Raw genomic sequence first — 13,632 nt, 5'->3', positions numbered from 1 at the left:
GTTTTTAAGAAAGGTTTGATTGTGCTACGCCTTATTGATGTCAGCCTCGTGAGAGGCGTCCGCGTTCTCTACAGCCACGCCTCGGTGCTCGCCTCCGATGGCGAACGTGTCGGCCTCGTCGGCCCGAACGGCTGCGGAAAATCGACGCTTTTCGCCGCGATTCTCGGAGAACTTCAGACAGAAGCGGGTGAAATCGAACACCCCGCGGAAGACCGCATCGCGCACGTCGCCCAGGACATCGAGGCAGTTGATATGTCGGCGCTCGACTTCGTGCTCTCCGGGCACGCCCCGCTTGAGGCGGCCAAAGCAGCACTGAAGGCCGCTGAAGGGTCGGGTGACGATATGGCGCTCGCTCAGGCCATGGCAACACTCGCGGAACTGAATGAAGGCGCGATCGCAGCGAACGCCAAAACCATTCTTCATGGTCTCGGATTCTCGGAAGAGCAGACCGTGCTTCCGGTCCGTGATTTCTCCGGCGGCTGGAGAAACCGCCTCGCGCTCGCGCGAGCGCTGATGCGTCCCGCGGACCTGCTCCTTCTCGACGAACCGACGAACCACCTCGACCTTGACTCCGTGATCTGGCTCGAAGCCTGGCTGAAGCGGGTTCAGGCCACGATCATCATTATTTCTCACGACCGTGAGTTTCTCGACCGGGCGGTCGGCACGATCTGGTCAATTGAGGACGGAACGATCCGCCGCTACGCCGGCAACTATTCCGACTTCGAAGCGATGCGGATTGAGCGGCTCCGTCAGCAGGAAGCCGGTGCCCGCGCGTATGAACGGACCGCGTCTCACCTGCAGGCTTTTATTGACCGCTTCCGCTATAAGGCAACGAAGGCGCGCCAGGCGCAGTCCCGCATCAAGATGCTGGAAAAACTGCAGGCAGTTGAGCCGGTCCGCGCTAAGGCTGAGTGGCGGTTTGAATTTCCGGAGCCTGAGCGGCTTCCGGATCATCTGCTGGATGCCGAGAATATGTCCCTCGGCTACGGTGACACCCCGGTGCTTCAGGATGTTTCCTTCTGCGTCCGGTCCGGCGAACGGATCGGCGTTCTGGGCGTCAACGGGGCCGGCAAGTCAACCCTCGTGAAGGGAATCTGCGGTGAGCTCCCGCTCATGTCCGGCACGCTTCGACGCGGCCAGGGACTCACGATCGGCTACTTTGCCCAGCACCAGCTGGATTCCCTGAGGCTCGATGAAACACCGCTTCAGCATCTGAGACGGATGGCCCCTGATACCCGTGAGCAGGAGCTTCGCGATTTTCTCGGCAAGTTCCGTTTTTCGGGCGACCAGGTGAATGAACTCGTGGCGCCGATGTCTGGCGGCGAAAAAGCCCGTCTCGCGCTTGCCCTCATCGCCTGGGAAAAACCGAATCTTCTCGTGCTCGACGAACCGACTAACCATCTCGACATGGAAACCCGCGAAGCGCTCACGATCGCGCTTTCCACGTTCGGCGGTTCGGTCCTTATCGTGTCGCATGACCGTCATCTGCTGCGGGCGGCAACGGAAACGCTGTGGCTTGTCCGCGGCGGCCATGTGTCGGCATATGACGGTGACCTAGACGACTACGCTGAACTCGTCCTTTCAGACCGCCGTGACCGCGCGGCGGCGCAGAAGGAAGAGAACCGCAGCGCCGCGGCCCCGGTTGTCACTCAGAAAGAGGCACGGCGCGAAGCCGCGAAGGAACGCGCCCGCATCGCGTCGCTCCGCAAACCGGTCCAGAAGAAGATTGATGCCGCGGAAAAGCGCATGGCGGAAATCGACGCCCGGGCCGCGGAGCTCGATGCCCAGATCGCGGATCCCGCTTTCTATAGCGGCGAAAAGGCTCAGGTGGAGGAAACACTGAAAGAACGCAGCGCTCTCACGGAAGAGAAAGAGACGCTCGAAGCCGAATGGCTGGAACTCTCAGAAGAGCTTGAATCCATCAAATAAAGCCTTTCGTTTCAGATACACAAAATGGGGGAACGGTTCATGACCGTTCCCCCATTTTTTATTTTTCTGATTCAGAGAACCAGCTGATTACTTGCCCTGAACAATATGCGGTCCGACCGCGTGGCCGAACGTCATGATGTCCGCAATGGCGTTGCCGCCCAGGCGGTTGGCACCATGAATGCCACCAGTCACTTCACCCACGGCATACAGCCCCGGAATCGGCTGTCCCTTGGCGTTCAGCGCTTCGCTCTTCACGTCAATTCTGATTCCACCCATCGTGTGATGAACCGTCGGGACTTTCTTGCAGGCGTACCAAGGGCCTTCTGTCATCGGCTTATCGTCTGTGTTATTCGCAATGAACCCGAAGCGATCCTTCTGCTTCCCTGTAACAGCATCGTTGTACTGCTGAATGGAAGCCTTGAGGTCTGCCGCCTTCATACCGGTTTTTTGGGCGAGTTCATCAAGAGTCGGAGCTTCAACCACCGCACCGAGAGCCACCATATCGCGGATAGTGGCACCCATGCTGTCCTTGAAATCACGGCTGGGATAACGCAGCTTATTCACCACGATCCAATACGTGCTGCCTTTCTGATGGAAAATGGCGTTCGCCAGGACATCGCGTGCTGCGCCCTCACTCACAAATCTCTGGCCGTCGGAATTAACAAAGATCCGATTGCGTCCGGACGTACGAATGTTCTCCATCAGCCCGGTGCCCGGCGTGCCGCAGGGGTGCAGCTGAATATCGGAAAGACCGATCAGTTCAGCGCCAGCCTTCTGTGCCATGAAGAGCCCGTCACCCTGAGCCGCCTTCTGGATATTGGTGCAGCCGATTGTGTCATCAAGACGCACATGCTTCCAAACACCGGTATTCACTTTCTGACGGAATGCGACATTTGCTCCAAAACCGCCGGTTGCAAGGATCACGCCGTCTTTCGCCTTGACAGTTACCTTGGAACCGAAGTTATCGGCAACGACACCGATCACACGCCCGCTTTTATCCTGAATCAGACTCTTTGCAGGAGTATCCAGAAGAACCTGAATTTTTCCATTCGAATCAGCGATCACCTTTTCAAACACGCGGATATAGGCATTGCCGGACGGATCCACCGGATAATGTGAACGCTGACCAAGAGAACCCGTTGCCGCACCGATGTGATCCTTGAACTTCACACCCAGGCTTTCCATCCAATGGACAGCATCGATGGAGTGGCGAGTCATATAACGAACCAGTTCCGGATTGCCGACGTTATGGCCACCTTTCATCGTCGACTGATAGAACGTTTCAAAACTATCCTGAATACCTTGAGCCTTCTGGCGCTTATCGTCCACAGCGTTTAAAGCAGCTCCGGAAACGTTGGTTGATCCTCCAAGATATCCAAGCTTTTCAAGAACAATGACTTTCTTCGCGCCAGCCTGCATCGAAGAAATCGCGGACGCAAGACCGGCTCCGCCACCGCCAACAATCACCACGTCAGCTTCGTATGTTCTGTCATGAATCGGGTGGAATTCAGCCTTTTTCTCAAATTGCTTCATATCAGCGCCTGCTTTGATAAGGCACTGCTTCACGCCTTCCTTAAGGGCTGCAGAGGAAAAAGATGCTCCTGTTACAGAATCAACATTGATGCTTTGATACTTCAGGATTTTTCTTCCGACTTTATCAAGAGCGACTTTTCCAACACCGATTGTTTCGAGGGTGTGTAATTTTTTGTGGGCGGCTCGTTCAAGGTTAATCGATGTAGGGGGTGATTCGGTCACCAAATAGCACAACCAATTCTCTCATAGCGGCACTCCAGTATGGAGAAGGCCGCACCCATCTTTTCTCTACTTTCCGGATTGCCAGAAAGAGAAGTTTCAAAGCAGCCGTTTCAGTAGGGAAAGCAGCTCGGGTCTTAATTACTTTTCTTAGATCCCGATTAAGGCTCTCTATGGCATTGGTTGTATAAATAAGTCTGCGGATATTTGGGGAAAAATCAAAGAAGGGGATCACCTTATCCCAGGAATCGATCCACTGTTTGGCGATGTAAGGGTATCTGAGCCCCAGTTCCGACTGTGCAAAAGCGTCCAGTTCCTTCCGCGCATCAGCCGCGTTTACGGCCCGGTAAATGGGCTTCAGCGCGCCGGCTACGGCCTTGTAATCCTTATATCCGACGAATTTCAGACTGTTCCTGATCAGGTGAACAATGCAGGTCTGCAGCAGAGTGTTGGGAAAGGCAGCTTCAAGCGCCTCCTTCATTCCCTTGAGTCCGTCTGTGACAGCAATCAGAATATCAGACACCCCCCTGTTTTTGAGTTCAGTGAAGACCTTAAGCCAATATTTTGCGCTTTCGTTATCAGCGACCCACATCCCCAAAACTTCCTTGCGGCCCTGGGCGTTTACGCCCAAGGCAAGATGGACCGCTTTCGGGGTAACAATGCCATTATCACCTCGGATTTTGACTCGAATAGAGTCAAAGAAAACAGTTGTATAAAACGGATCCAGAGGACGGTTCTGCCATTTTTCAACCTCAGGAAGGATGGCGTCCGTAACATCGCTGATAAATTCGGCACTGGTCTCCATACCGTATTCATCATAGAGAAAGCCTTGAATTTCCCGGGTTGAGAGCCCTCTGGCGTACAAGGCCAGAACCTTGTCCTCAAACCCCGCCAGCTGGCGTTTATGCTTAGGAACGACCCTCGGCTCAAACTCTCCCTTGCGGTCTCTGGGTACGTCAATACGGATATTTCCAAGGCTGGACGATTTGAGGGTTTTCGAACTATGCCCGTTACGCTCATTTTCGGTGACACGTTTACCGCCTCTTTCGTAACCGAGATGATTGGTCATTTCACCGTCAAGCATTTGAGTCAGCAGCCGACCGAGCATATGGGCCATAAGATTTTCCGCATCCTCTGCGGTATTAATCTCAAGCCCGGATTTCTTGGCGTTTTCTAAAATCTGTCCTGCAACACTATCCAAGGGGTCTGTCTTTCGTTTCATTTGAGGCTCCTCCAAGAGCAATTATCTCAGAGTCACCCACAAAATTTTCCTCACCCTCATTGTTTCCAGATTTTTGGATGTATCAATCGAAGTGATCCTGTTCGCATCAACGGTTACCTTAACCGTCAGCGGAGCGTTGTGTCCATTAACTTCTGCTGTGTAGGTTCCGGGCTGCAATGCAGAGGCCGCTCCCGCAGCGAGTCCCGCAAGCAGAATGACAGGATTCAGTCTGAAAAGACTCATGATTCCTTCTCCTTAGAAAATGTGTTGCTTTTTTGTATTGATGATGAAGTCCATCCATCACTGGGTTTATGAGAAGGTTTTACTACCGCAGCTGGGTTTATTTTTATCTAACTGGCGGTAAATAAACATTTTTGAATATGAATCATGCTACTTAAGTAGCTACACTCCGATTAAAATACTGAATCACGGAAATTCTGCCGGACAAAAATAGGGCTGTACGGCAGTCGCCGTACAGCCCGTTACTTCATTAAAACGTTTCAGGGGCTGTTACTTGCCCTGAACAATATGCGGTCCGACCGCGTGGCCGAACGTCATGATGTCCGCAATGGCGTTGCCGCCCAGGCGGTTGGATCCGTGAATGCCGCCCGTCACTTCACCGACAGCATAGAGACCCGGGATCACTTTGCCCTTCGTGTTGATCACCTGGCTCTTCACGTTGATCTTGATACCGCCCATCGTGTGATGCACGGTCGGCACCTTGCGGCAGGCGTACCAGGGACCTTCCGTCATCTGCTTATCGTCCTTGTTGTTCGCGACAAACCCGAGCTTATCCTTTGCCTTCCCGGAAACAACCGCGTTGTAGTCCGCGATAGCCTTCTTCAGATTCTCGGCATTCATGCCGGTCTTCTTCGCAAGCTCATCAAGCGTCGGGGCTTCAACCACTGCGCCGAGCGCTTCCATATTGCGGATTGAGGCGCCCATACGGTCCTTGAAATCCGGAGTCGGATAACGGAGCTTATTCACGACAATCCAGTAAGTCCTCCCTTTCTGCTGGAAGATGGCGTTCGCGAGAACGTCACGCGCCGCGCCTTCATTCACGAAGCGGTTGCCGTCCGAATTCACAAAGATACGGTTGCGGCCGGACGTACGGATGTTTTCCATCAGGCCGGTGCCCGGGGTGCCGCAGGGGTGAATCTGAATGTCAGAGAGGCCGATCAGCTTGGCACCGACTTTCTGAGCAAGGAAGAGGCCTTGGCCCTGAGCGGCCTTCTGAATATTCGTGCAGCCGATCGAGTTATCGAGCTTGATGTTCTTCCAGACGCCGGTGTTCACTTTCTGGCGATACGCGACATTCGCGCCGAAACCGCCGGTCGCGATAATCACGCCGTCCTTCGCCATCACCGTAACCTTGGAGCCGAAGTTGTTGCCGACAACTCCCACCACACGGCCGCTCTTATTCTGAATGAGCTTCACGGCCGGTGTATCGAGGAGCACCTGAATCTTGCCATTCGAATCCGCGATCACCTTTTCAAACGTACGGATATAGGTATTGCCGTACGGGGTCGCCGGATAGTGCGAACGCTGGCCAAGAGACCCGGTCGCAGCGCCGATATGGTCGTTGAACTTCACGCCGAGGCTTTCCAGCCAGTTCACGGCGTCCATTGAGTGACTCGTGAGGAAGCGGACAAGGGTCGGATCGCCCTTATCGTGGCCGCCGTGCATCGTGGTCTCATAGAAGGTTTCGTAGCTGTCCTTGATACCCTGGGCCTTCTGACGCTGATCGTCCACGGCATTCAGAGCGCCTTCACTCACATTCGTTGAGCCGCCGACATAACCGAGCTTCTCAAGAACAATCACCTTCTTAGCCCCGGCCTGCATCGAGGAAATCACGGACGCGAGGCCGGCTCCGCCGCCGCCGATCACGACAACATCAGCCTGATAGGTACGGTTATGGATCGGATGCTTTTCAGCCTTCCTCGTGAACTGCTTCATATCGGCGCCGGCCTGCTTCAGGCACTTCTCGACGCCTTCCTTCAGCGCGTTTGAGGAGAAAGTGGCGCCCGTTACCGCGTCAACTCCGATGGACTGGTAGCGAAGGATGTTATCCGCGGTCTTCTTGAGACCGACCTTGCCGACACCAAGCGACTCCTGATCATCCGGAGTCTTGATGGAAAGGATCTTATTCGCGTCGACCGTTACTTCAACCGTGAGCGGCGCGTTGTGACCGTTAACCTTGGCGGTATAGGTACCGGGCTTCATCGGGGAAGCCACTGCGGCAGTTCCAATAAAAGCAAGGGCTGCTGCAATCGCGATCGGTTTAAAAGCAAATTTCATATTTCGTTCTCTCCTTAAAAATAAAGAAACTGCTTATCCTGTAACAGATAACCTCGCGATTATTATCGGAGTTATGAATTCCATTGAATCAATTTTCTGAATCACTTATGCCTTATGGCAAAGTTTTTTGGATAATGAATGAGTTATTCATGGGGATACGGTTTTCTCTTAAGACTTCCTCTTGCGACTCAGAAAACCCTTTAAAATCCCCTTCTTCCGGCAGTCAGGCTGACAGACACTGTATTTTTGAGGCATTATTACGGTAGTTTTATGTTTACCGCAGTTATTACGCCATGATTTCCGTCATTCTCTGGGTAATCGCCTTTATTCTCGCGGCGGTGCTCTTCATGCCTCTCTGGAGCAGGATCGGACCCCGCGTTTACGCGCTCAGCCGAAGCCATGCTGTGCAGATCGCCGGAATGGCAGCGACCTTCATCATTACTTTCATTGCGGCCCGTGCCGTTCTTCAGTTTCTTACCGCCTTATTTACAAAATGACAGCAAAACAGACCTTTGCCGATCGGCTCCGTGCCTGCATGGAGCGGATGAACTATAAGCAGCGCTATGTCGCGGATCAGGTTGGCGTCTCGCAGCCCGCCGTCGCGAAGTGGCTTGCCGGCGATACACGGAAGGTCCAGGCGGATGTTCTTTTCAGACTCGCGGACCTCTTTAACGTCAATGCCCGCTGGCTTTCTGACGGTCAGGGGCAGCCCTGGGTGAGCCCTGCGGATGACTGGATTCATGAGATGACTGCGCCTGCGGCCCAGCCCGCGCATTTGGAGTCTGCCGCGGAAACGCGCCCGGATCCCGAACCTGAGGCACCCAAGAAATCGCCCGGCCGACCGCGGAACCCGGACTACACGATGCCGCTTGACCTCGAGGTGCCGGAAGAGAAATCCTCCGCTAAGGATGAGCCGGCCGCGGAATCCGGTAAATCTGAAAAAAAGAAGAAGGATCCCTGCGCGAGCCGCTGTCACCTCTACGCCTCGGTGCCGACTTTCTCGCTGATCCGCGGCAAGTCGCCCCGCATCCCGGTGCTGGTGCCGTCCGATGAACGGATTGATGCCGTGATTCCGAAAACGGATCTGAAGGGGCATGACCCAAAGGCCTGCCGGCAGTTTGTGGTCCGCACCGATACGATGGCGCCCGCGATCTGTCCCGAGGACACAATCGTCGTGGATACCGGAAACCCGAACCGGGTTCACTACGGCGCGGTGCATCTCCTTTTCTGGCAGGGACAGAGCACGCTTGGCCGCCTGCTGAAAGAACCTGACGGTTCGGTCATTATTCAGTTTGACAATCCGGCCTATCCGGTCCGCACTTTCTCAGAGTCTGATTTCTCGTCTCTGATCACGGTAATCGGTCCGGTGGTGCTCCGGACCGGATCAAAATTTATGGCTCGCGGGCTTCTCGTTTAGCCGCCGCCTGCCGCTCTTCGCCGTGCAGCACGACGGAGAGCGGTGTATTCAGCACCTTATCCGCCATGAGGCCGCGGTACCAGGACGAGTCCGTGGCATTTTCCTCTTTGAAGAGACGGATGGTCGGATCCAGCGCGAGAGCAGCTACCACGGGTTTCAGCGTCGCCGTATCGGGATCTGCGATCAGCACCCAGGCATCGCCCTTCCCCCGCCTGTCAGTCACCCGGGAGACGTAACCCACTTCCGCAAGCTGCTCGAGAATCGCTCCTACCGCCTCAGGCCAGCTGTCTACCTTGCGGCAGAGCTTCTCAACCGGCACCACCGGGTTACCCGCTTCTTTTCCCCGCATCAGGGCTTCAAGAAGCCCAATTCCCGTAGCCAGGCTGTTGCCATGCTTATAGGTATCCCCAAAACGGCCGCTCGCGATCATCGGAAGCGTAGCGGTCACGCCGGCGCCGGCAAAAATCAGGATCCAGGTCGCATATATCCAGAGCATGAACACCGGAAGCGCGACAAACGCCCCGTAGAGACTCGTCAGCGTTCCGTGGCTGATATAGGCCGAGAATCCCCACTTGACGACAAGACCGACCACTGAGGTGAAAAGACCGCCCGCCATGGCATCCCGCCACTTCACGCGGCAGTTGGGAATCGCATAGAACATCGCGCTGTAACCCAGCGTCTGAATGATGAAGGTGAGCGTATTGAGTCCCCAGAAAACGATGCCTCCTGAGAACCCCGAGAGCGCGAGACGCGCGAGATACGTGGTCACTGTGATGCTGCCGACAGTCACCACGGGACCAAGCGTCAGAAGCGCCCAGTAAAGAACCGCCTTCTGGGCGATGGACCGCTGATGACGGACCCGGAAGATCTGATTGATCGTCTTGAAAATCTTATCGATCAGGAACCAGGCCGAAAGCGCGACACCCGCGAAACCAAAGGCAGAGAGACCCCGCGCATGTTCGGAGAAGCCTCTCAGATAGTGAAAGATCTGAATGCTGTACTGACCTGGAATGACGTTCGCGAGGATCAGCTCGAGCTCCTTGCGGTACACCGCAAAGGCCGGAATCACGGAAAACATCGCGAGCGCCACGGCAAGCAGCGGGACGATGGAAAGCACCGTGGCGAGCGTCATGGAGCTTGAAATCTCCACGATGTTGGTTTCACTGAATCGGTTCAGAGCGAGCTTTGACAGGCGCTTCAGCGTCAGGGCAAGCCCCCGGCGGCCGAATGCTTTATCCAGTTTCTTATCTAACGCGAGCGGCATGGCTCTCCTTCGAAAATTCTTTCCTGCGGGCGATACCCCGGTCCGCGGTCTCCTGAGAGGCCCGGAACCCGGGGTTCCGCCTGCTCATGCCGCAGCTTCTTACTCTACATAATGCTCTCTCAGGAGCTTAATTTCATGCGCGTAGCCCGGAAGTTCATTCGGGGTCTCGAGATAAAAGGGCAGATGCTTCAGCGCCGGGTGGTTGATCACACTGACCAGAGCGTCCAATCCAATCTCTCCTTCGCCGATTTTTTCATGCCGGTCCTTATGGCTTGAACGCGGATTCTTGCTGTCATTCAGGTGAATCGCCTTCAGTCGGTTAAGACCCACCGTACGGTCAAACTCTTCCAGCACTCCGTCAAGGTTTCCGACAATATCGTAGCCGCCGTCCCAGATGTGGCACGTGTCGAGACAGACGCCCAGCCGATCGCCGAGCTTCGCGCGATCCATGATCATCCGGAGCTCCTCAAAGCAGCGGCCAACCTCACTCCCCTTGCCCGCCATCGTTTCGAGAAGCACCGTAGTCTTGATATCCGGAGTCAGCACCGCATCCAGCATTTCAACGATCAGCCGGACACCCTCTTCCACGCCCTGCTTCACGTGGGAACCCGGGTGGAAGTTGTACTGGAAACCAGGAAGCGCGGAAAGCCGCACCAGATCATCCGCCATAGTCTCGCGGGCAAACTGCCGGATCGAGGGATCCGCAGAACAGGGGTTCAGCGTGTAGGGAGCGTGCGCCAGGCCCGGCGTAAGACCGTGTTCCGAGGCGAACGCGAGATACGCCTTCACATCTTCCGGATCCTGCGGCTTCGCGGAACCGCCTCGCGGGTTTCTCGTAAAGAACTGAAAGGTCGATGCACCGATCTTCACTGCTTCTTTTCCCATCGCGAGATAGCCCTTGCTCGACGACAGGTGGCAGCCGATATTCAGCATTTCAATTTCCTCTTTCTTCAATAGATAACTGTTAGAGGAGAGGTTAGCAAGAAAAAGGGAGGTGAAAGACCCTCGTCTCTCACCCCCCTTACAGGCACTTTGATTCGAAACCCCTGATCCCGCTCATTCAACCCAGCGGTAGTACCGGACAGGCTTTTCCTCACCGCCGCATCCGCAGGACTTCCCGTCACTGCAGCACGGCGAATGCATCACCTTCGGAACCCAGGTTTCAATCTGCCCCTTCTGCACGAGGCGCTCCATCATCGGTTCGAGGAGTTCTTTCGGCGTGCGGAATTCATTTGCCATCTCAATCAGGCTGATGCTTCCTTTTGACTTCACGTAGTCACGCAGTTCAATAAGACTTGCCATGCTCAAAATTCCTTTCCCTTTCGGGAGTGAGCCGCTTCCGGCCCCCTTTGACGGGGCCGGAAGCGGGATTCTTATCTGCCTGATCAGGCCGCCTTGATCGGGATCACACGGGGGCCGTTCTTGATCGCATTGTTACGGCTCGCGCGCATCCAGAGGATCATCACAGCGACAAACGCGGCGCTTCCCACGATGCAGCTGAGCGAATAAGCCGGATGCTGGGCAAACGTGGCGATCTGATAGAAGACCGTAGCGGAGCAGTAGCCGATACCGGTGGTCCAGGCGCAGGCGAAGAGCGTCCAGCGGGTACCCACTTCACGCCAGATCGTGCCGATAGCGGCGCAGCAGGGCATGTAGAGCAGCACCATCAGGAGGTACGCAAAAGCCGCGGTGGTCGAGCCAAAGAGCTTCTGCATCATCGTGACGGTCGTCATTGTGCCTTCAGCTTCTTCAACGGCTTCTTCCGTGTTCGAGAGATCACCGATATGAGTGCCCTGGAGAAGCGGATTCTCAAGCTGCCCCGCGAGACCCAGCAGATTATCCCCAGTCGTGCTCAGGGCTTCCTGCAGCGTAGCGGTAAAGCTCCAGGCTTCTTCCGGTTCCTCAGGCTTCGCTTCCGCGCCGGCCGCCGCGTTTTCGCGGTCAGCAGCCGCAGCGTAGAGCGAATTAAGCGTACCGATCACGGACTCCTTCGCCAGAACGCCCGTGAAGACGCCGACAGAAGCAGGCCAGTTTGCAGGCGTAATGCCCATCGGCTCAAAGGCCGGAACGATCGTCTTACCGATAGCGGAGAGAACGCTGTCCTCGCTGTCCTGGTGACCGAAAGTTCCGTCCGTGCCCCAGGAGTTCAGGAACGTCAGAACCACGACCACAGCAGTAATCACCTTGCCGGCGCGGCCGATAAAGGCGCCGACACGTTCTGCCGTGTGGTTCCAGATACCGCGAAGCGTCGGGATGTGATACGGCGGAATCTCCATGATGAAGGAGGCGTTATTGCCCGGGAAGGCATTCTTCTTCAGAAGGAAACCCGTCAGAATGGCGACGCAGATACCGATCAGATAAAGGCTGAAGATGAGGAGCGAGCCGCTTCCAGCGAAGAACGCCGCGCCAAACAGCACATAGACCGGAAGACGGGCGCCGCAGGACATGAAGGGCACCATCATGACGGTCATGATGCGGTCAGACTCACGGTTCATCGTACGGGTGGACATGATGGCGGGGACGCCGCAGCCAAAGCCCACGATAAGCGGAATGAACGCACGGCCCGGCAGACCGATGGAGCGCATAAAGCGGTCCATCACGAAAGCGGCGCGGGCCATGTAACCCGAGTCCTCAAGGAAGGAGAGGAAGAGGAACAGGCAGAAGACCACCGGAATGAAGGTGGAAACCGTCTGAATACCGCCGCCGACACCGTCCGCGAGAATCGTCTTCAGCCAGCCCGGTGCACCAATGCTGGTAAGAAGCTGACCGAAACCGTCAACCAGCACACCGCCCACGAGAATATCGAAGAAGTCGATAAATGCGCTGCCGACGTTAATCGTGAAAACGAACATCAGGTACATCACGAGAAGGAAGATCGGGATGCCGAGCCAGCGGTTCAGAACAATCTTGTCGATCTTATCGGTGATGGTAGAGCCCACGTCACCCTTGTGGTGCAGCACCTCTTCGCAGATCGTGCCGACGAGCTGATAGCGGGTATCGGCAATAGCGATATCCAGGTCTTCGCCATAGTGCTCAACCGGACGCTTCAGTTCCGGCAGATCGTGCGCGACATCAGAGGGCAGTTCAGAAGCGAGTTCCGCGTTTTCGAGCACCTGCGTGGCCGTCCAGCGGGCGTGCTTCGCGCCGGTCGCCTCAAGCCGCTTCGCGATCGCGTCGATCGCGGCAGTGATGTCAGACGGATACTGCACGGCGTTAGCCGGAATCGTCTGGCTGTCCACCATGCGGTTCACGGCGTCCTCAAGCTGCTTCAGACCCTTTTCCTTGCTCGCCACCATGCCGATCACCGGGCAGCCGAAGCGTTCCGAAAGACGATCGAGATTGATCTCGAGCTTATGCTGTCGCGCGATATCCATCATGTTCACGACCATGATCATCGGCACCCGCATTTCAAGCAGCTGGGTAGAGAGATAGAGGTTGCGTTCGAGGTTGCCGGCGTCAACGATATTGATCACCGCCTCAGCCTCTCCGGACAGGAGATAGTCGCGAGCGACGCGTTCATCCTCGCCCGTCGCGTTGGAGGGCGTAACGGAATAGATACCCGGCAGATCGACGAGCGAAATATCGTGGCCATCGTGGCTGTAATGGCCGATCTTCTTCTCAACCGTAACGCCAGGCCAGTTGCCGACTTCCTGCTTGGAACCGGTAATGGCGTTGAAAAGAGTCGTCTTGCCGCAGTTAGGGTTGCCGACGATGCAGACAATATGTTTGGACACGAGTGGTTCTCCCGGA

At 55.8% G+C, this 13,632-nt stretch carries 11 protein-coding genes; 3 read left to right on the top strand and 8 right to left on the bottom strand.

The window, feature by feature from the left end:
* The first annotated feature begins 21 nt into the window (after window positions 1-21).
* A complete protein-coding gene (locus M4NBBH2_RS06460) occupies window positions 22-1,929 on the top strand; it encodes an ABC-F family ATP-binding cassette domain-containing protein (RefSeq protein ID WP_116270609.1) in 1,908 nt (635 codons plus the stop codon).
* Window positions 1,930-2,016: 87 nt separating this feature from the next.
* On the opposite strand, the gene M4NBBH2_RS06455 is transcribed toward M4NBBH2_RS06460, so the two are convergent.
* From M4NBBH2_RS06455 to M4NBBH2_RS06440, 4 genes are all read right to left on the bottom strand, one after another.
* Entirely contained in the window at window positions 2,017-3,684 is a 1,668-nt protein-coding gene (locus M4NBBH2_RS06455) for a flavocytochrome c (RefSeq protein WP_306307591.1), read from the bottom strand.
* On the bottom strand, window positions 3,656-4,903 hold the full coding sequence (locus M4NBBH2_RS06450) for an IS256 family transposase (protein ID WP_116269216.1): 1,248 nt from the start codon (window positions 4,901-4,903) through the stop codon (window positions 3,656-3,658). The genes M4NBBH2_RS06455 and M4NBBH2_RS06450 overlap by 29 nt, the downstream gene beginning before the upstream one ends.
* Window positions 4,904-4,924: 21 nt before the next feature.
* Complete coding sequence (locus tag M4NBBH2_RS06445) at window positions 4,925-5,146, bottom strand: FMN-binding protein (protein WP_116270180.1); 222 nt, start codon at window positions 5,144-5,146, stop codon at window positions 4,925-4,927.
* Window positions 5,147-5,413: 267 nt separating this feature from the next.
* Window positions 5,414-7,201 carry a flavocytochrome c gene (locus M4NBBH2_RS06440; protein WP_116270179.1) on the bottom strand — a complete coding sequence of 596 codons (1,788 nt, stop codon included), beginning with the start codon at window positions 7,199-7,201 and terminating at the stop codon, window positions 5,414-5,416.
* A 293-nt stretch (window positions 7,202-7,494) separates the two neighbouring features.
* Between M4NBBH2_RS06440 and M4NBBH2_RS06435 the strand changes: the two genes are divergently transcribed.
* Both M4NBBH2_RS06435 and M4NBBH2_RS06430 read left to right on the top strand, forming a co-directional pair.
* Entirely contained in the window at window positions 7,495-7,698 is a 204-nt protein-coding gene (locus tag M4NBBH2_RS06435; RefSeq protein ID WP_022443243.1) for a hypothetical protein, read from the top strand.
* Entirely contained in the window at window positions 7,695-8,618 is a 924-nt protein-coding gene (locus M4NBBH2_RS06430) for an XRE family transcriptional regulator (protein WP_116270178.1), read from the top strand. The genes M4NBBH2_RS06435 and M4NBBH2_RS06430 overlap by 4 nt, the downstream gene beginning before the upstream one ends.
* Here the strand turns inward: M4NBBH2_RS06430 and M4NBBH2_RS06425 are convergent.
* From M4NBBH2_RS06425 to feoB, 4 genes are all read right to left on the bottom strand, one after another.
* Window positions 8,593-9,882 carry a YihY family inner membrane protein gene (locus tag M4NBBH2_RS06425; RefSeq protein ID WP_116270177.1) on the bottom strand — a complete coding sequence of 430 codons (1,290 nt, stop codon included), beginning with the start codon at window positions 9,880-9,882 and terminating at the stop codon, window positions 8,593-8,595. The genes M4NBBH2_RS06430 and M4NBBH2_RS06425 overlap by 26 nt on opposite strands.
* 99 nt (window positions 9,883-9,981) lie before the next feature.
* Window positions 9,982-10,815 (bottom strand): deoxyribonuclease IV, encoded by an 834-nt coding sequence (locus M4NBBH2_RS06420; protein ID WP_116270176.1) that lies wholly within the window; start codon window positions 10,813-10,815, stop codon window positions 9,982-9,984.
* A gap of 123 nt (window positions 10,816-10,938) precedes the next feature.
* Window positions 10,939-11,184 carry a FeoC-like transcriptional regulator gene (locus M4NBBH2_RS06415; RefSeq protein ID WP_116270175.1) on the bottom strand — a complete coding sequence of 82 codons (246 nt, stop codon included), beginning with the start codon at window positions 11,182-11,184 and terminating at the stop codon, window positions 10,939-10,941.
* 83 nt (window positions 11,185-11,267) lie between these two features.
* Window positions 11,268-13,616 carry a Fe(2+) transporter permease subunit FeoB gene (gene feoB, locus M4NBBH2_RS06410; RefSeq protein WP_116270174.1) on the bottom strand — a complete coding sequence of 783 codons (2,349 nt, stop codon included), beginning with the start codon at window positions 13,614-13,616 and terminating at the stop codon, window positions 11,268-11,270.
* Between the last annotated feature and the right edge of the window lie 16 nt (window positions 13,617-13,632).

Origin of the sequence: Mesosutterella multiformis (genome assembly GCF_003402575.1) — a bacterium.
Taxonomy (GTDB): Bacteria; Pseudomonadota; Gammaproteobacteria; order Burkholderiales; family Burkholderiaceae_F; genus Mesosutterella; species Mesosutterella multiformis.
The sequence above is the reverse complement of the archived record's forward strand: the minus strand, read 5'-3'. Positions and strand labels throughout refer to the sequence as shown.